Here is a 17,583-nt window from a genome sequence, read left to right as displayed (position 1 = left end):
GCGGGATAAACAATCATGGTCAGTGTAAAAGAAAAAATAGCGTATGGCTTAGGCGACACCGCCAGTAATATTATTTTTCAAACAGTTATGATGTTTTTAATGCTGTACTACACAGACGTAGTGGGTTTATCGCCTGCTGTTGTAGGTACTATGTTTTTAGCAGTGCGTATTTTTGATGCCGTAACCGATCCATTAATGGGTAACCTTGCTGATAAAACACATACGCGCTGGGGCCACTTTCGCCCCTACTTACTTTGGCTTGCCCTCCCTTTTGCCATTATTAGTATTTTAGCGTTCACTACGCCCGATTTAGAAGGCACCGATAAAATAATTTATGCCTTTACTACTTACACTCTGCTTATGGTTGTCTACACCGCTATTAATATTCCGTATTGTGCTTTAGGTGGCGTACTTACAAGCGACGCAAAAGAGCGCGTAACCATTCAGTCTTATCGGTTTGTATTTGGTATGTTAGGTGGTGTTATTGTAGCGGGTTGCACTATGCCAATGGTTGAGTATTTTGGCCAAGGCGATGCAGCCAAGGGCTATCAATACACAATGACAGCAATGAGTATTTTAGGCCTTGTACTGTTTTTACTTTGTTTTTTAGGTACAAAAGAGCGTATACAACAGCCTAAAGAGCAAAACATTCCTTTTGCCCAAAGTGTTAAAGCATTAATTAAAAACGATCAATGGCGAACACTTTGCTTAGCTGCATTCTTTTTACTTACCGGGCAAGTATTAAGGCTTACGCTTGCTGTTTACTACGTAAAGTACTATTTAGGTCGAGACGATTTAATCACTTTATTTATGACGCTAGGTGTTGCAGCCAGCATGGTAGGTTGTGCTTTAGCTCAACCACTTGCAAAGCGCTTTTGTAAAATAAAGGCCTACATAAGCTTACAAGTTATTGCTGCCGCTATTTGTGGTTTTAGTTACTTTATTAGTAAAGATCAATTAGTACTCGCATTTACTGCCTTTATTTTATGGAAATTCTTTTTAGATATGGCAACCCCGTTGTTGTGGGCAAAAATGGCCGACACCATAGATTATGGGCATGAAAAAACAGGTGTACGCATTACGGGTTTGGTTTATTCAGGCGTTATATTTTTTATTAAAATGGGCGTGGCTGTAGGCGGCGCAATTGCAGGCTGGTTGTTATCTTTTTACAGTTATCAGGCCGATGCAGTACAAACTCTTGATACCCAGCACGGTATTTTACTGTCATTCACTGTACTACCTGCTTTTGGCTCATTATTTGTTGCCTACATAATGAAAAAATATACACTGACTAATCAGGTTGTTGAAAATATTCAATCTAAACTAACAGCTAGTTAAGATATATACTCTAAGGTATTATTTAGCCGAAGTAGTTAAGGATAAGCGAGTGAACAAATAACATGGCAACAATTTATCAAGTCTCAGAGCTTGCGGGCGTATCGTTAGCCACCGTTTCTCGCGTGATGAACAAAAATACCCGTGTAAGCGATAAAACTAAACAAAAAGTGCTTGATGCTATGGCGCAGCTTGGCTACAAGCCTAATTCAATAGCGCAATCTTTAGCCTCTAACTGTACTAACAGTGTCGGTATTTTAGTGTCTGAGTTACATGGTCCTTTCTTTGCCCAAATGATGGCAGGTATTGAGTCAGAGCTTCGTGCTGCGGGTAAACACGTTATTATTACCACCGGGCACAGTGAAGAAGACAAAGAACAAGAAGGCATTGAGTTTTTAATTAGCAGACGCTGCGATGCCATTATTTTGCACGTAGAAGCCGTCTCAGACGACTACCTAATAAAACTAAGCCAAGGCTCTACACCCGTTTATTTAATGAGCCGTTACGTAGAGCAACTAAAAGACAACTGTATCAGTCTAGATAATCAATTAGGTGGTTACCTAGCCACTAAATCGATATTAAATCAAGGCCATACACAAATAGCATATATTGCAGGCCCGCAGTTTAAAGCCGATGCTTTTAACCGCTTAGAAGGTCACAAACAAGCACTTACAGAGGCTGGTGTTAAATTTGATCCTACGCTTTTTTATATTGGCGACTTTAACGAAACTGGCGGTAGTAAAGGCTTAAAACATTTTATTGATGAAAAACTTAGCTTTACTGCACTGGTATGCGCCAATGACGAAATGGCCTCCGGTGCTATGAAGTATGCAAGAGAGCACGGTTATAATTTACCAATTGATTTATCGATTGTTGGATTTGATAACGTTATTTTTGCAAACTATCTTTACCCTACACTCACGACCATAGATAATCCGGTCGGGAAAATGGGCGAAATGGCAGCTAAATTAGTGCTGAAAGACGTATATCAAAATAAAAACCTTGTTATAAATCGCTTTTTTGAACCCACTTTAATGCAGCGAGATTCATCAGCACCACTTATTAAATAAAAACCAAAGACTAAAAACGAGTACTAATTTTGGTACAAAAAAAGCGGCTAAATGCCGCTTTTTGTATGTGAGTTACTTAACAATCCAAGGCGTTACTTTAATAACGTTCGATATATCGCCAAGCACTGCGCTATCATCTTCCCAGCTATCTTCAACTGCAAAATAACACACTGACTTTTCACACGTTATATTTTCATCATCAAATTGCATTGGGCTTTTAAATGTAACTGCTACGCCCTTTTGCTCTGGTAATAAAAACCACATTAATTTACTTACAAAAAAGCCCGACAAATCAGTTAATAGTTCATCAAGTTCTTCGTTAATGGTATATAACGACTGCTTTGAAAATGCTAAACCTTCAAGTTCGTTTGCTTCTATTTGTAACTTTAATTGGCAATCGTGCACAGGATTGAGCGGCTCTACTACAATAACCGCTTTATCGGTATCAAGCTGCTTATCGAACGGCAATAGTAATTGTGCTTTATCGGTAAAGTTAAGTGGATACTCGTTTCTTTCGGTTAAAATAGTACCGCTTTTAATCGCACATGTTTCATTAGTACCAATATCACTAATGTAAAAGTTAACTCGCGCATATTGAAAATCGCCTTTGTTAACAACTTTTAAGCGGTCGTAAAAACCGTCATACGACATCACAAATTCTCTCGCATTTACATTAAATGCACTGATGCTCAGTAGCACTAACACAATAGCGTTGGTACAATTAAAAATGTATTTATTCATCAAAGTAGGCTCTATTTTGGCTAATCATCGTGTTTAACTCTTCTATATACGCTTCACCGCGCTCAGAGTAAGACATTAAACCATGTGTAAGTTCAGTCGCTAAAATTGGTTTTTGCTCAAGACGTAAGTTTTCACGTATTGCGCGCAAATCTTTATAAGCAGGATGCGTATTTATGTTTTTAAAGTAAGAGTTTATAGCAGCTCTTACCGATTTAAACGCAGCAACTTCGTGCGCAGCCCCGGTATTACGGCGTTTTGGCACCATGCCACAACCTTTTGTGTAGCACCACTGACCAAAAAAGTTAAGGCCAATACGTGCAAAACGCGAAGTGCCCCATGCAGATTCGTTTGCAGCTTGCATAAGCGCTAATTCTTTAGGAATTACATCAACACGGCGCAATGCTTGCGTAAGTATTAGCGTATCAACCGTGGTTGGTAAGTCATACGACTTTAAAATTTTAGCAATATCTTTGTTTTGCTTTTTTTCTAAAGGTAATTCGTTTTGTAACATCATGCGTGCTATTTCGAGCTTAGCGCGTTGCTGTAATATTTTTTTATTTTCAGCTTCAACGTGCGGACGAATAAAGCTAAAAAATGCATGTTTTTTTTCTTTAACATCACTAAATTCTGAAAACTTTGGCAGTTTTACATTATGTAGTGGTTTTTCTTTTTTCTTCACTTTTTTTGGTTGTTCTGACGTTTGCTCGTCTAGTTCAACATCGTCATTTTGTATAAACGGATATGCAAGCGCCCATACAAAAAACACGGTTAGTAAAAGCTTAAAAATCGTTTTTAACATCTATTCTCTCTATTAAACTTAGTTATGCATGGTTTATACACAAGCATACGAAGGTGCATTATACCTAAGCCACTTTATAAACGCGAATAACTGGGGTTTGATGACCTTTTACGGTTGAATTTTCAGCAGTGTATTTGGGTTTTAGATAAAACAGAGCCTATGTAGTGCATTTGTTCATTCGCAATTTATAAGTCCATGGGTATACTGAGCAAAGTTTAATAATATTAACGATGTGTGAGTAAGCAGTATGGATAAACAATGGCAAAGCCGAATAATAGAGCAATATAAACATCGTCCTAACGATAATCGCTCGCCGTGGCAGGTCGATCGTTCGCGTATTATTCATGCCGCTGCATTTAGGCGTTTGCAAGCAAAAACCCAAATTATGGGTATTGGCCTAAACGACTTTTATCGCACTCGCCTTACCCACTCTTTAGAAGTATCGCAAATTGGTACTGGCATATTGCGCCACTTAAAAGCGCAACATAGCGACTTTACGCACTTTCCATCAACCGGACTGCTAGAAACACTGTGTTTGGCGCACGATATTGGCCATCCACCCTTTGGCCATGGTGGTGAAATAGCGCTAAATTACATGATGCGCGATCACGGTGGTTTTGAAGGTAACGCACAAACACTGCGCATAGTTGCAAAACTTGAGCCCTACAGTAACGGGCACGGTATGAACCTAACTCGTCGTACTTTATTAGGTTTTATAAAATACCCCGCGTTTATTAATACGCTTTGGCATACCATTCCCAACGATACAACCGGTCGTGCATTTATAAAAGCAGATGATTGGCGACCTGCCAAAGGGTTGTACAACGACGATGCAGCCATATTCAATTGGATAGTAGAACCACTAAGTCAAAACGATAAAACATTGTTAGGTAAACATGCCGCTATTGATAAGTACCGCGCTAAAACAACGTATAAATCGCTCGACAGCGCCATAATGGAACATGCCGACGATATAGCATACGCCGTACACGACTTAGAAGATGCCATTGCAACCCATGTACTTACGCTAGACGATTGGCAAACTCATGCTCTACCTCATTTAAAAGCACTAAACTTTGACTGGTTAAACACCATGCTTGAGTCGCTGACCCAGCGCTTGTTTTCAAAAAATGATTATGAGCGAAAAGATGCCATAGGTGAGCTGGTTAATACCTTTATTATTCATATACATTTAGATATTCAAAACGATAACTTTGAATGCCCTATTTTAAAGTACACCGCTAAATTAGATGCCCAATACGACAGTGTATTGCAAATACTTAAGCATTTTGTGTTTCAACGTTTAATACGCGACCCCGAAATGCAGCAAATAGAGTTTAAAGGTCAAAACTTACTAATAGAGTTATTTACCGCGTTTGCTAGCGATCCGCTGCGTTTATTACCCGAAACTACACAAGCACAATACATAGAAGCCGAAAAACAAAATCAAGGGATGCGCATAATTTGCGATTACTTAAGCGGAATGACCGACGAGTACGCTTATAAAACGTATCAACGATTGTTTTCACCTATGCAATAGCTAACTACTAACTACTAACTACTAACTACTAACTACTAACTACTAACTACTAACAAACATTAAAAAGGCCGAGTAAATTAAATTTACTCGGCCTTTTTGCTCAGCTATTAAAGTTAGCTATTTAGTTAAAGCGCTTTTATAACGACTCTACGCCCATGTTATATAGCGTAAAACCAAATATATCGGCGTACTGCTCAATTGTTTTACTCGTTGGAGTACCTGCGCCATGCCCTGCATTTGTTTCTATGCGAATAAGCGTTGGATTATTACCCGTTTGCTTTGCTTGAAGCTCAGCTGCAAACTTAAACGAATGTGAAGGGACAACGCGGTCATCATGATCGCCAGTTGTGATCATAGTAGCTGGATACTCAACACCTGCTTTTACATTATGAAGTGGTGAATAACCTTTAATGTATTCAAACATTTCTTTGCTTTGCTCACTGGTACCGTAGTCGTATGCCCAACCAGCGCCCGCAGTGAATGTATGGTAGCGTAGCATATCAAGTACGCCTACAGCAGGTAGAGCCACCTGAAATAAGTCTGGGCGCTGCGTCATCACTGCACCAACTAACAAGCCACCATTAGATCCACCGCGAAGTGCTAAGCGCTTTTTAGACGTGTACTTTTTATCTTTTAAATACTCAGCAGCCGCAATAAAGTCGTCAAACACATTTTGCTTTTGCAATTTAGTGCCGGCATTGTGCCAGTCTTTACCGTACTCACCACCACCGCGAATATTAGCAACGGCGTACACACCACCTTGCTCAAGCCATACTGCATTAACGGGGCTAAAGCTTGGCGTTAAACTAATATTAAAACCACCGTAACCGTATAAAATAGTAGGGTTTGAACCATCAAGCTTAATGCCTGTTTTATAGGTAATTACCATCGGTATTTTAGTACCGTCTTTTGAGGTGTAAAACACTTGCTCAGACGTGTAATCATCGCTATTAAAATCAATAGCCGACTTACGATAAACACCCGATTCACCCGTAGCTACATCAAACGTATAAGTAGTACCTGGTGTTTTGTAGTTAGTGAACGAATAATAAAGCGTTGTTTGATCTTTTTTACCGCCAAAACCACGTGCAGTACCCACGCCTGGTAATGTAATTTCGCGAATTAGCTCACCTTTTTTGTTGTACTGTTTTACCTGCGAAATCGCATCAACCATGTAGTTGGCAAAAAAGGTATCGCCACCTTTTGTAAGGTTTAGTACGTTTTTGGTTTCAGGAATTAAATCTTCCCAATTTTTAGGGCTTGGGTTACTTGCATCAACCGTCACTACTTTTTTGTTTGGTGCATTGAGGTTAGTAACTAAAAACAGCTTGCTGCCTTCGTTATCAATAACTGATGTATCTGAATCAGTATTTCCAACAACCGTTACAAACTCACTGTTTTCTTTTGTTAGATCTTTTATAAACAGCTTATTGCCTGAAGTAGACGTACTTGCCGAAATAAGTAGGTAGTGGCCGTCATGGGTTACATCAGCGCCTACATAGCGATGTTTTTGCTCATCAGTTTCACCAAATACAACACTATCAGCAGACTGTGCAGTACCTAGCTTATGGTAATACGCTTTATGCTGATCTGTTTTAGCCGAAAGCTCACTGCCTTTAGGTTTGTCGTAACTTGAATAATAAAAACCTTCGTTACCTAGCCACTCTATGCCGCTAAATTTAACGTCAACAAGCGCTTCTTCAACAGGTTCTTTAGTGTGTGCATCAATCACTATAATTTTACGCCAGTCGCTACCACCTTCAGATATTTGATACGCGAGTAATGACCCATCTTTTGAAAACGATAAACCCGACATAGACGTCGTGCCATCGTCACTAAACTTGTTTGGATCTAAAAATACTTCAACGTCGCCGCCATCTTTACTGCGGTACAAAACATATTGATTTTGCAGGCCATCGTTTTTATAAAAATAGGTGTAATCGCCTTCAGTAAAAGGAGCGCCTATTTTTTCGTAGTTCATTAGTTTTTCAAGGCGCTGCTTTAACTTATCGCGATAAGGTATTTGTTCTAAATAAGAAAACGTTAAATTGTTTTGCGTTTTAACCCAATCGGCAGTTTCGTCGCTCATATCATCTTCAAGCCAACGATATGGGTCGCTAACCGCTTCTTCAAAGTAGGTGTCTACGATATCGCCTTTTTTTGTTTCTGGGTATATAACTGCGTTAACTTGCTTCATTGGTGCTTTTACTTCTTCTTGAGTTACCGTATTAGTTGGCTCTGAACAGCCGCTAAGCGCTACAATTACAGCACATGCTAGAGTGTGTTTAAACATCCTGAGTTCCATTCTTATTTATTAATAGTGCGCCTAAGTTATTAACTTTTAGCCCTTTTGTCTATTTAGATGCGTTAAGCGCCATTTATCGCTGTAAACAAATGTAAACTTACGCTTTAATAGCACAACCCTCATTAAAATAAAAAACAATAAAAGAGCACACTATGCAAAGTACAAACCCCACGTTTAAAAGCTTTAAAGCCTTCTACCCTTATTATTTAAAAGAACATCGCAATGTGATTTGCCGCCGCTTACATTTTATAGGAAGTACACTTGTTCTTGCTGTAATCGCAATGGCATTAATAAAACAACAATACAGTCTATTGTGGCTATTACCTGTTATTGGATATGGGTTTGCGTGGGTCGGGCATTTCTTTTTTGAAAAAAACCGCCCAGCTACTTTTAAACACCCTTTTTACAGTTTGTGGGGAGATTGGGTAATGTTTAAAGATATGCTTGTTGGAAAAATTAAATTTTAACACTATTTTTAGCACTCTTTTTTATACTAATTACTTATAAAAACAAAATTGTTTCATGTTTTAAAGTATAGGTTCTAATAAATAGGACATAAAATATAAAACGCCCATAAAATGTTAATTTAATTAACATTTGATGAATGGCTTTATCTTTTTCTTTTTTAGTAATACTTGTAACTTAATACCCACCTAGTCACAGCCCAATAGAAACGCCTTCATTCTCGTAATTAGTTAAAACCATCAATCTCATCTTACCAGTTAATTAAACGTTAAATTTAACTTTTGAATATAATTCATTACCCATCAATTACTTAGCAGTCACCTTCGCTATATAACTAAAACAATGGTCATTATAAAAAACAATCAAATGTAATTATAAAAACACCTAAATTAATTGAATGTTATTCAATTGACTGACTTTGTTAATTAAGTATATCTTCAAGGTAACAAAAAAGTTTATACCAATCCGCTTAATTAAGTGATCTATTTTGAGGATGGAAAAACGTGTTGATAGCTAGGCAAAAAATTCGCTATTTAGTTGCTCTAAATGAGAATTTTTTAACGCAGGTAACGGCACGTTTAGCCCCTAAAAATGATTAAGTATTATTGCGGGTTGGTATTAATCTTTTTGTTCAAAACTAAAATAATTCAATGGGTATGGGGAAATACAGCATGAATAGAAAACCGTTATTTAAATTACAGCAATCGGTACCACAAATATTACTCGCAATGAGCGCGTCTGCTGCACTACTTGGTTCGCTCTGCGTAAATGCTGCAGAGCAAGACACTAAAGCAGAAGAAAACATCGAACAAATAAGCGTAATTGGCTCTCGCCGATTAGGCCGTACAGTAGAAGACAGCGCAGTACCCATCGATATAATTGGTGCAGATGCACTTAAAAACTCAGGCTTTACTGAAACGAATGCCCTGCTTAGCAGTTTATTACCCAGCTTTAACTTCCCACAAGCATCACTTACTGATGGCAGCGACCATGTACGTCCCGCTCAGCTTCGTGGCTTAGCACCCGATCACACCTTAGTGCTTGTTAATGGTAAGCGCCGCCACAGCAACGCATTACTTAACTTAAATGGCTCAACGGGTCGTGGTTCATCATCGGTTGACTTAAATGCGATACCTGCAAATGCTATTGCCCGTATTGAAGTATTACGCGATGGTGCAGCAGCGCAATATGGCTCTGACGCTATAGCTGGTGTTATTAATATTGTACTTAAAAGTGCCAGCAGCGGTGGTTCAGTTGCGGCTATATATGGTGCTAACGTAACCGAAATGGACGGTGTACCACAGCTAAAATCAGTATCTGAAGGCAGTGATGGTAATTTAGCATTTACCGAAGGGGGCGATCGCTCTTTAACCGATGGTCAAACATTAACGCTGCAAGGTAATATGGGTTTTGAGCTTGGCGATAATGGCTTTTTAAACATCTCAACAGAATACCGCGACCGCCATTCAACTAACCGCTCAGACTACGACCAACGTGAAAACTACGCACGCATAGATGACGGATCAGTAGATGGCGCGCTTGACCCACGTGAACTTACCGTAAATCGATATAACCATAACTTTGGTAATGGCGATGTTGAAGATTTTTCAATGTTTTATAACGCAGGTTACCAGTTAACAAACGAAGTCGACTTATATTCGTTTGGCTCTTACAGCAAACGTGAAGGCGAAGGCGGCGGGTTTTATCGCCGTGCAAGCGATAGCCGTAATATAGAAGAAGTATACCCTGATGGCTTTTTACCTGTTATTACCTCAGATATAGATGACTTTTCACTGGCACTTGGCGCTAAAGGTTTTGTAAGTGAATGGAATTACGATGTATCGGCCGTATATGGTCAAGATGCATTTGAGTTTGGTGTTATAAATAGCTTAAATACCTCATATGGCCCTACTAGCCAAACAAGCTTTGATGCAGGAACACTTACCTACGATCAACTTACTTTAAACGTTGATTTTAGCCGCGAGGTAGACGTCAGCTTTTTAGAAAGCTCTGTAAACGTAGCTGTAGGTGCTGAGTATCGCCGCGAAGGATACCAAATAGATGCAGGCGAAGAAGCATCATATGCACAAGGTACATTTGGCCCAGGAGGCGCAGTAACCGACCCAATTGATGGCCCATTTGGCGCAGCGGGCGCACAAGTATTCCCGGGGTTTACACCCGAATCTGAGGGCGACAATAGCCGCCACAACGTGAGCTTGTATATAGACCTTGAAACCTACCTAACCGACGATTGGAATTTAGCGGTTGCCGCCCGTTATGAAGATTACTCAGACTTTGGCGATACACTTAACGGTAAAATTGCAACTCGTTATTCATTAACTGAAGACCTAGCACTACGCGCCTCTGTATCTACTGGTTTTAGAGCACCTTCTTTGCAGCAGCAATACTTTACCTCAGTAGCCACCGTATTTGTTGATGGCGAACCAACCGAAACTGGTACGTTCGCACCAAGCAGCGATGTAGCAAAAGCACTGGGCTCACCAGGTCTTGATGCTGAAGAAGCAACAAACTACGGCGTTGGTTTTACATGGTCTACCGACTTTAATTTCAGCTTATCGGTTGATTACTACCAAATATTAATTGATGACCGCATTGTGCTATCAAACAACTTATCGGGCGCTGCTATTGAGCAACTTCTTGAAGGTACAGGCGCTAACCAAGGTCGTTTCTTCTTAAACGCAATTGACAGTAAAACCCGTGGTGTTGATGTGGTTGCCTCTTATAATGTGGCAACCGATGGTTACGGCGATTTAGCCTTTAACTTAGGTTATAACTACGGTAAAAATGAAGTAACCAATATCATCGACCCACCAGCACAGCTACAAGGTGCAGGGTTCGATCAAGACAACTTATTCTCTGGTAACGAACTGCGTCGTTTTGAAGTAAGCACACCACGTAATAAGTACAACTTAAGCGCAACGTGGACTAACGATGATATTCGTACCACGCTTAGAACAACACGTTACGGCGAAACTCAAGACCCTTCAGATATCCCAGAACGTAACGAAGTGCTAAAGCCTAAATGGATAACCGACTTAGATGTAGCCTACTCGCTTAGCGAAACCGTATCGCTGAGCTTAGGGGCTAATAACATTTTTGATGTTTACCCAGATGCAACCCGTGAAAATGTTGACGATGTAACCACCTTCTCACGTTTATTTGCTTACTCTAGCTTCTCGCCGTATGGATTTAACGGACGCTACGTGTACGGTAAAATAGAAATGAAGTTCTAATAAGCTAAATTGTAAAACCACGTAAAAAGCCACCTAATTAAAGTTAATTAGGTGGCTTTTTTAATGGGTTAAATTAAAAACTAAATTTTAGTTAACCAACCATGTTTATCTTCACTTTTACCCCATTGAATATCGTTCAATGCTTGGCGAAGGCGCGCAGTCGTTGGGCCTGGCTCGCCAGTACCTACTTTGTATTCTTTATCGTTATGAATAAACGTACCCACAGCAGTTAGTACAGCTGCAGTGCCCGAAAGCGCCGCTTCAGTACCTGGTTTAGCAGCACGCTCTAGTAGCTCAGTAACGCTAAAGTTACGCTCGCTTACCGTCATACCTAAATCTTTGGCTATGGTTAAAATACTATTACGCGTTACACCGTGTAAAAACGTGCTATCAAGCGCTTTAGTAATAATTTCGTTGCCATCAATAAGTATAAAGTTAGCAGCACCGGTTTCTTGTACGTCGCCACCTGGGCAAAATAAAATTTGATCTGCTTGGTACTTTATACGTGCAGCACTAATAGGTGCTAGAGCACTGGCGTAGTTACCACCACTTTTTACCATACCCATGTGCGGAGCGCAGCGCATACCATCTTCTTCAAGCAATACACGCAGTGCAGTTGCACCACCGGCAAAGTAATCACCTACTGGCGATAGTAACGTGTATAAAAGCGAGCTCATTGATGGCGCTGCCGCTTTACCAATTGCAGCCTCAGTACCAATGTGCGTTGGGCGAATATACATAGAGCCCGGCGGTAATGGCGTTTCATCTGCGTATTCACGCATAATATCGATAATCATCGTTTTTAGCATATCGCTGTCAAAACTCGGTAAGCTTAATAGCGCTGAGCTTTGTTGCATGCGTGCAATGTTTGCATCCATTCTAAAAAGATAAACAGAACCATCTTCATGGCGAAAGGCTTTTAAGCCTTCAAAACATGTACTTGAATAATGAAGAACGTGCGCACCAGCATGAAGTTCAAGTTTATCGGAAGGGACAATTGAGCTTTCGCTCCATTTATTATCAGAAAAACGAGCTTGAATCATCTGCGGCATAAACACGGTACCAAATGCGGCCATTTTAATCTCTCTTGTGTGGTCTATTTTCCTCCATTGTATGACAATCACACGCCATTTAACCATAGCTAAAGTAAGGCTTTTTTAATTAACTATGAGAAATTTTTGCAAGTGCTGTTTACTAATCAACCGCATTGGGTGCTATAAACAAAAAAATCGGTCAGTGTAGTTACACAGACCGATTTTTTCATTCGTTAATTAAAACATGTTTATTTAAACGAATATTTAATAATACGTTTTAACACCGACGTGTACTGTCTAAAAAAACCACCCGTATGATAATCAACACCGTGTTTTTTCAAAACAGCTTGTACTTGAGGCGCTACTTCTTGATAGCGCGAAGACGGCATATCAGGAAATAAGTGATGCTCTATTTGGCAGCTCAAATGCCCTGTTAAAACATGAAACCAATGCGGCCCTTTAATATTAGACGAGCCCAGTACTTGGCGATAATACCACTGCCCTTGGGTTTCGTTTACGCAGTCTTCTTGTTTAAAAGTTTGCGTTTCTTCAGTAAAGTGACCACAAAATATTATGGTCGATGTCCATAAATTACGGATTAAGTTGGCTACTAAATTACCGGCCAATACCCATAAAAATAAAGGCCCTGCAAGTAACGGAAATATCGCATAATCTTTAATTAACTGGCGAGCGCCTTTACTAAAAAAGCGATGCTTTAATGTAGAGTGTGAAACAAGCCCTTCACGGTTTTCTTTCTTTTTACCAATAAAAACACGCTCTGCAGCCAACTCGTGATACGACACGCCCCACTGAAATAACACACTTAAATTAATATACGTAAAAAACTGCCATACATTTTTAAAACGCCACTTAAAATCATCACTTAAACGCAACAAGCCATAACCAAAGTCTCTGTCTTTACCAATAATATTAGTATACGTATGGTGCTCAAAGTTATGAACGCGGTGCCAACTTTGTCCATCGCACGCTATGTCCCACTCATAATGCTGTGAGTTAAGTTGCTTGTCGTTCATCCAATCGTATTGACCATGCATTACATTGTGACCAATTTCCATATTATCCAAAATTTTAGCAAGCGCTAATAACAATACACCTGCAACCCACAATAAGGGCTGAATAAAACCAAGCATTAGCAAAATTCGCCCGCTCCATTCACACACTCGCTGTTTGCGTACAACAGAGCGAATGTAGTCGGCATCTTGTTGGCCAACTTTGCCAAGGGTATCCATTTTAATGGCATCTAGCTCGCTTGCGAGCATGTCATAGTTAATGTTTTTCATAGTTGTAACTCCAAATCACTAACAGGTTGGCTTACGCAAAGTTGGATTAATTGCTCGCCGTTGTCACTCAATTCACCTGTTTTTAAATTACGTACCACGCCTGACTTTTTAATACATTGGCATTGATGGCAAATACCAATACCGCAACCGCGTTTAACGGGGAGCTTTTTTTCTTCAAACTGAGTCAGTAAAACATCGTTGCCCGATATAACATGGGCACTGGCGTTAATTTTTACATTAAATTGGCTGTCGTCGTTTAAGCTAGGCAGCGCCAAACCAAAGGCTTCTTGGTAGTAATTTAGCTTATGCGTTTTAGCAAAATCACTCACCGTTTGCATAAATGCTGCAGGGCCACAGCAGTAAATATCTGGGTTTTCCCACGGCTTAATATTGCTGGTTATATCGTTTGATTGCTCGCGCGTTAATAATAAAAACGAAAAATGCTCAAATTTCGCCGCAAACTCACTCAGCTCATCAACACATTGATGCTCAGTGGCTTTTGCGTAATACACCAACGACACTTTTTGCGTAGTTTGGTTTAAGTAATCATCAAGCATAGCTAGCATAGGTGTTATACCCGAGCCGCCTGCAATAAAAGTGGCTGGTGTATGTGTGTTTTTAAATACAAAGTCGCCGCTTGGCGCAGAAATATTGCACCACAACCCCGCTTTTAATGCGCTACTAAGTAAGCCTGTAAAGCGCCCTTGCGTATTTGTTTTGATTAGTAAACGCACTAACCCAGTATTTTTAAATTGCTGAGCGCTTGAAGCCACGGTAAAAACGCGTGTTAATAATCGCCCATTAATTTCAAGCGTTAAACTTATATGCTGCCCTGATGTATGCGCCTGCCATTGTTTGCTTGGCTTAAGTTGCACACTTAAAAAACCGCCATCAAGCACAGCTGTATTAACTACTTGCGCTCTAAACTGCCCTGCACGCCATGCAGGTTTAAACACCTGCATTATTGGCTCTATATAGCCTGCAAAACTTTGATGGTGTAAAAACCATTTTGAAAATTGGTTTAATACTTGAGTAATCATGATTAAATCTCTATCAAATCTTAATTATTTTGAACTTACACGTGTACGCTCAAACTTCAGCGCACAAGTGTACGCTCAAATTTTAAGTTTTCAACCCTAATAGAGTAATTATTCAATTTTTAGGTGCCGACTAATTTATATTTTTAAGAATCGATTTTCTTCGTCGCATCGTATGTATAATTATTAAGTAAATATATTAAAGTAATTAAGAGAGTCACCATGTTTTCGATATTTAAGTCAGATCCAACAAAAAAATTACGCAAAGAGTACGACGCAAAATTAGAACAAGGTATGCAAGCACAGCGTAAAGGCGATATTAAGAGTTACGCCATGTTAAGCGCCGAAGCCGAAAAAATTTGGAGTGAAATAGAAGTTCTTGAGGCTAAAAAAGCTAAATAAATGCATATGTCAAAACGTATTCGCCTTGCTTTAAAAGCCGGTGGATACGTTTAGAAAATTAAATCACAAACTCCCTCTCCCTCTTTCAGGACGTCTTTAGTACTTTCTAATTATCCTCAAGTAAAACAACAAAAAACTTATTTTATCACTCGTATAAATACCTATTTACAATAATGTTTTTAAGTGGAATTATTGAACAAGGTAATCTAAGCCGTTTGGGGGGGTATAACGCCTTAACGTTGGATTTAATAAGCTGTTATGAATATATTGGAAGCCTCTACAGATAACCTCCATTAAAAATGGATATTTTTATCTGTATGCTGTTTGTACTTCAAATATTTTAGTCGCTTTAGTGGCATTATAGAACTAAGGAGGGTTTAGTGTATGCGTAAGTTATTAATATATATTTTACTCGGTTTTACTTTTTTACACTGGTCAAATTTTGCAAATGCTACATCCCTGAATGAAGCATACAAAAATCATCAAAGTAACGTTCAAGTACAGGGCTCTGGAATCGTTATTCGTATATTAAACGACGATAATAATGGCTCGCGTCATCAAAAGTTTATTCTTAAATTAAGTACAGGCATTACTATTTTAATTGCACATAATATTGATCTTGCGCCAAGAATTAATTTGCTTTCAAAAGGTGATACTGTTCAATTTTATGGTGAGTATGAGTGGAATAAAAAGGGGGGCGTAGTACATTGGACTCATAAAGATCCCAATGGATATCATGTTGGTGGTTGGTTAAAGCACAAAGGTAAAATATACCAATAGCTTTATAATAAATCGATTCAGGCGAGGCCATGTTCTTTCCTCCGTTTAGTAAGACTCACTGCTTTTCTAATCTGATTTATTTCTTAATAGTGAGCTATATAAAAAGGCAGTAATAATGATACAAAAAATAGAGCAACCAGCAGAAAAGAAAGCATTTGGTTTATGGAGTGCGATATTTTTGGGTATTGGCTCAATGGTTGGCGCTGGTATTTTTATCGTTATTGGAGAAGCGGGTGTAATTGCGGGAAATTTAGTTACTATGTCTTTTGCAATTGCAGCAATTATCGCGTTATTTTGTGGCTATTCATTAAGTAAACTTGCTGTTCGCTACCCTAGCCGAGGTGGGATTGTTGAATATCTTATTCACGGTTACGGCGAAGGCGTATTTTCTGGTGCTCTTGGGGTGCTCTTTTATTTTGCTCAATTAGTAGCAATAGCTGCTGTATGCAAATCTTTTGGAACCTATGCCGCGACCTACTTTCCAAAAGAGGATACTCATTTATTCATTAATATTTTTTCAGTTAGTGTGTTGTCTTTTTTCGTTATCGTAAATTTTATTGGTGCATCAATTGTCGCAAAAGCTGAAAACCTTATTGTGGTTATTAAACTATTCGCTTTAATTATTTTTACCGTATTAGCATTGTTTTACATTCAACCCGCACGATTATCGTTAACTCATGCACCCGATACTTTAAATGTTTTTTATGCCTTAGGTTTAACATTTTTTGCCTTTCAAGGGTTTAGCGTAATTACCAATAGTGTTGAAGATATGCAAAGCCCAGAAAAAACTATGCTAAAAGCCATGGTTATTGCAATTTTACTTGTTACTGTTCTTTATATAGCTGTTTCTGTTGCTGTGTTTGGTAATTTATCATTGGCAACTATTCTGCAAGATAAGGATTATGCTTTAGCTGAAGCTGTTCGCCCTGCATTAGGCGAATGGGGATTCAAGATTATAGCCATTACAGCCTTACTTGCCACCGCATCAGCGATCAATGCCACATTATATGCTGTTACACAAATTGGTTATACGTTAGCAAAGGAAGGTAGCTTGCCTAAACAATATGAATATCATGTTTTTAATAATACAGAAGGGTTATTAATCTCAGCAATTCTTATTGTGCCAATGATTTTATTATTAGATTTAAGTCAAATTGCCAGTATAGCGGCTATCTCTGTATTATTGATCCAAGGTTTTACTCACACCGGTCACTTATTTAAAGTTAAAGAAACTAAAGCGAAAATATCCTGTGTTATTGCGGCTGTTGTCGGCTCTTTTGGCGCAGCACTTTTTGCCATTGCGTATTCATCTAAAGCAATGCCTCATATTGTTTATTACATTCTTTCAATTTTCTTTATCGCATTTATATTCGAAGTTATTATGCGTTTATACACGAATAGAGTAATACAACAGCAAACTGCGTCTCAGATCAAAAAATAAAAACAACACGCCCTGGAGCACATAAAGCACACCTATCTCAAGTTTTAATCAATATTTGTATAGATGTTTCTATAAGCGT

14 protein-coding genes are annotated in these 17,583 nt (G+C 39.0%); 8 read left to right on the top strand and 6 right to left on the bottom strand.

Going from position 1 to position 17,583, the window contains the following annotated elements; all coding sequences use genetic code 11:
- The first annotated feature begins 15 nt into the window (after nucleotides 1-15).
- The gene (locus tag I6F50_RS00225) at nucleotides 16-1,338 is read left to right on the top strand and encodes a glycoside-pentoside-hexuronide (GPH):cation symporter (protein WP_165727734.1); all 1,323 of its coding nucleotides are present in this window, start codon (nucleotides 16-18) and stop codon (nucleotides 1,336-1,338) included.
- A gap of 62 nt (nucleotides 1,339-1,400) precedes the next feature.
- A complete protein-coding gene (locus I6F50_RS00220; RefSeq protein WP_165726368.1) occupies nucleotides 1,401-2,405 on the top strand; it encodes a LacI family DNA-binding transcriptional regulator in 1,005 nt (334 codons plus the stop codon).
- A gap of 72 nt (nucleotides 2,406-2,477) precedes the next feature.
- On the opposite strand, the gene I6F50_RS00215 is transcribed toward I6F50_RS00220, so the two are convergent.
- The gene (locus I6F50_RS00215; protein ID WP_165727732.1) at nucleotides 2,478-3,146 is read right to left on the bottom strand and encodes a DUF2987 domain-containing protein; all 669 of its coding nucleotides are present in this window, start codon (nucleotides 3,144-3,146) and stop codon (nucleotides 2,478-2,480) included.
- Nucleotides 3,139-3,945: a glucosaminidase domain-containing protein gene (locus tag I6F50_RS00210; protein ID WP_165740759.1), complete on the bottom strand. Its 807-nt coding sequence runs from the start codon at nucleotides 3,943-3,945 to the stop codon at nucleotides 3,139-3,141. Before I6F50_RS00210 ends, I6F50_RS00215 begins: the two co-directional genes overlap by 8 nt.
- Nucleotides 3,946-4,192: 247 nt before the next feature.
- On the opposite strand from I6F50_RS00210, the gene I6F50_RS00205 reads away from it, so the two are divergent.
- Nucleotides 4,193-5,485, top strand: coding sequence for an anti-phage deoxyguanosine triphosphatase (locus I6F50_RS00205; RefSeq protein WP_197174994.1), 1,293 nt, complete (start codon nucleotides 4,193-4,195; stop codon nucleotides 5,483-5,485).
- 136 nt (nucleotides 5,486-5,621) lie between these two features.
- Here I6F50_RS00205 and I6F50_RS00200 read toward each other — a convergent pair whose 3' ends face one another.
- Nucleotides 5,622-7,778, bottom strand: coding sequence for a prolyl oligopeptidase family protein (locus tag I6F50_RS00200; protein ID WP_197174993.1), 2,157 nt, complete (start codon nucleotides 7,776-7,778; stop codon nucleotides 5,622-5,624).
- 164 nt (nucleotides 7,779-7,942) lie between these two features.
- Here I6F50_RS00200 and I6F50_RS00195 point away from each other — a divergent pair, with 164 nt between their 5' ends.
- Both I6F50_RS00195 and I6F50_RS00190 read left to right on the top strand, forming a co-directional pair.
- Complete coding sequence (locus I6F50_RS00195) at nucleotides 7,943-8,257, top strand: DUF962 domain-containing protein (RefSeq protein ID WP_165741976.1); 315 nt, start codon at nucleotides 7,943-7,945, stop codon at nucleotides 8,255-8,257.
- A gap of 669 nt (nucleotides 8,258-8,926) precedes the next feature.
- Nucleotides 8,927-11,509 (top strand): TonB-dependent siderophore receptor, encoded by a 2,583-nt coding sequence (locus tag I6F50_RS00190; RefSeq protein ID WP_197174992.1) that lies wholly within the window; start codon nucleotides 8,927-8,929, stop codon nucleotides 11,507-11,509.
- Between the two features lie 80 nt (nucleotides 11,510-11,589).
- Here I6F50_RS00190 and I6F50_RS00185 read toward each other — a convergent pair whose 3' ends face one another.
- The 3 genes from I6F50_RS00185 to I6F50_RS00175 form a co-directional block, all read right to left on the bottom strand.
- Nucleotides 11,590-12,648: a branched-chain amino acid aminotransferase gene (locus I6F50_RS00185; RefSeq protein WP_269435047.1), complete on the bottom strand. Its 1,059-nt coding sequence runs from the start codon at nucleotides 12,646-12,648 to the stop codon at nucleotides 11,590-11,592.
- 143 nt (nucleotides 12,649-12,791) lie between these two features.
- On the bottom strand, nucleotides 12,792-13,844 hold the full coding sequence (locus tag I6F50_RS00180) for an acyl-CoA desaturase (RefSeq protein ID WP_197174991.1): 1,053 nt from the start codon (nucleotides 13,842-13,844) through the stop codon (nucleotides 12,792-12,794).
- Nucleotides 13,841-14,884, bottom strand: coding sequence for a flavin reductase family protein (locus tag I6F50_RS00175; RefSeq protein ID WP_197174990.1), 1,044 nt, complete (start codon nucleotides 14,882-14,884; stop codon nucleotides 13,841-13,843). The genes I6F50_RS00180 and I6F50_RS00175 overlap by 4 nt, the downstream gene beginning before the upstream one ends.
- Before the next feature lie 219 nt (nucleotides 14,885-15,103).
- Here I6F50_RS00175 and I6F50_RS00170 point away from each other — a divergent pair, with 219 nt between their 5' ends.
- The 3 genes from I6F50_RS00170 (at nucleotide 15,104) to I6F50_RS00160 (ending at nucleotide 17,504) form a co-directional block, all read left to right on the top strand.
- Nucleotides 15,104-15,283, top strand: a complete 180-nt coding sequence (locus I6F50_RS00170) for a DUF6435 family protein (protein WP_166421668.1) — start codon at nucleotides 15,104-15,106, stop codon at nucleotides 15,281-15,283.
- Nucleotides 15,284-15,667: 384 nt separating this feature from the next.
- Nucleotides 15,668-16,063, top strand: coding sequence for a DUF3465 domain-containing protein (locus I6F50_RS00165; RefSeq protein WP_166421669.1), 396 nt, complete (start codon nucleotides 15,668-15,670; stop codon nucleotides 16,061-16,063).
- A gap of 115 nt (nucleotides 16,064-16,178) precedes the next feature.
- Nucleotides 16,179-17,504: an APC family permease gene (locus tag I6F50_RS00160; protein ID WP_269435046.1), complete on the top strand. Its 1,326-nt coding sequence runs from the start codon at nucleotides 16,179-16,181 to the stop codon at nucleotides 17,502-17,504.
- Nucleotides 17,505-17,583 lie beyond the last annotated feature (79 nt).

Source organism: Pseudoalteromonas sp. NZS127_1 (assembly GCF_015864295.1).
GTDB classification, from domain to species: domain Bacteria; phylum Pseudomonadota; class Gammaproteobacteria; order Enterobacterales; family Alteromonadaceae; genus Pseudoalteromonas; species Pseudoalteromonas arctica.
Note: the sequence above shows the minus strand (reverse complement) of the source record. Positions and strands in the feature narration are given on the sequence as shown.

Bases quoted from the DNA above. Each gene is read 5' to 3' on its own strand.
- I6F50_RS00225 (WP_165727734.1), top strand. From the start codon at position 16: ATGGTCAGTGTAAAAGAAAAAATAGCGTATGGCTTAGGCGACACCGCC.
- I6F50_RS00220 (WP_165726368.1), top strand. From the start codon at position 1,401: ATGGCAACAATTTATCAAGTCTCAGAGCTTGCGGGCGTATCGTTAGCC.
- I6F50_RS00215 (WP_165727732.1), bottom strand. From the start codon at position 3,146: ATGAATAAATACATTTTTAATTGTACCAACGCTATTGTGTTAGTGCTA.
- I6F50_RS00210 (WP_165740759.1), bottom strand. From the start codon at position 3,945: ATGTTAAAAACGATTTTTAAGCTTTTACTAACCGTGTTTTTTGTATGG.
- I6F50_RS00205 (WP_197174994.1), top strand. From the start codon at position 4,193: ATGGATAAACAATGGCAAAGCCGAATAATAGAGCAATATAAACATCGT.
- I6F50_RS00200 (WP_197174993.1), bottom strand. From the start codon at position 7,778: ATGTTTAAACACACTCTAGCATGTGCTGTAATTGTAGCGCTTAGCGGC.
- I6F50_RS00195 (WP_165741976.1), top strand. From the start codon at position 7,943: ATGCAAAGTACAAACCCCACGTTTAAAAGCTTTAAAGCCTTCTACCCT.
- I6F50_RS00190 (WP_197174992.1), top strand. From the start codon at position 8,927: ATGAATAGAAAACCGTTATTTAAATTACAGCAATCGGTACCACAAATA.
- I6F50_RS00185 (WP_269435047.1), bottom strand. From the start codon at position 12,648: ATGGTTAAATGGCGTGTGATTGTCATACAATGGAGGAAAATAGACCAC.
- I6F50_RS00180 (WP_197174991.1), bottom strand. From the start codon at position 13,844: ATGAAAAACATTAACTATGACATGCTCGCAAGCGAGCTAGATGCCATT.
- I6F50_RS00175 (WP_197174990.1), bottom strand. From the start codon at position 14,884: ATGATTACTCAAGTATTAAACCAATTTTCAAAATGGTTTTTACACCAT.
- I6F50_RS00170 (WP_166421668.1), top strand. From the start codon at position 15,104: ATGTTTTCGATATTTAAGTCAGATCCAACAAAAAAATTACGCAAAGAG.
- I6F50_RS00165 (WP_166421669.1), top strand. From the start codon at position 15,668: ATGCGTAAGTTATTAATATATATTTTACTCGGTTTTACTTTTTTACAC.
- I6F50_RS00160 (WP_269435046.1), top strand. From the start codon at position 16,179: ATGATACAAAAAATAGAGCAACCAGCAGAAAAGAAAGCATTTGGTTTA.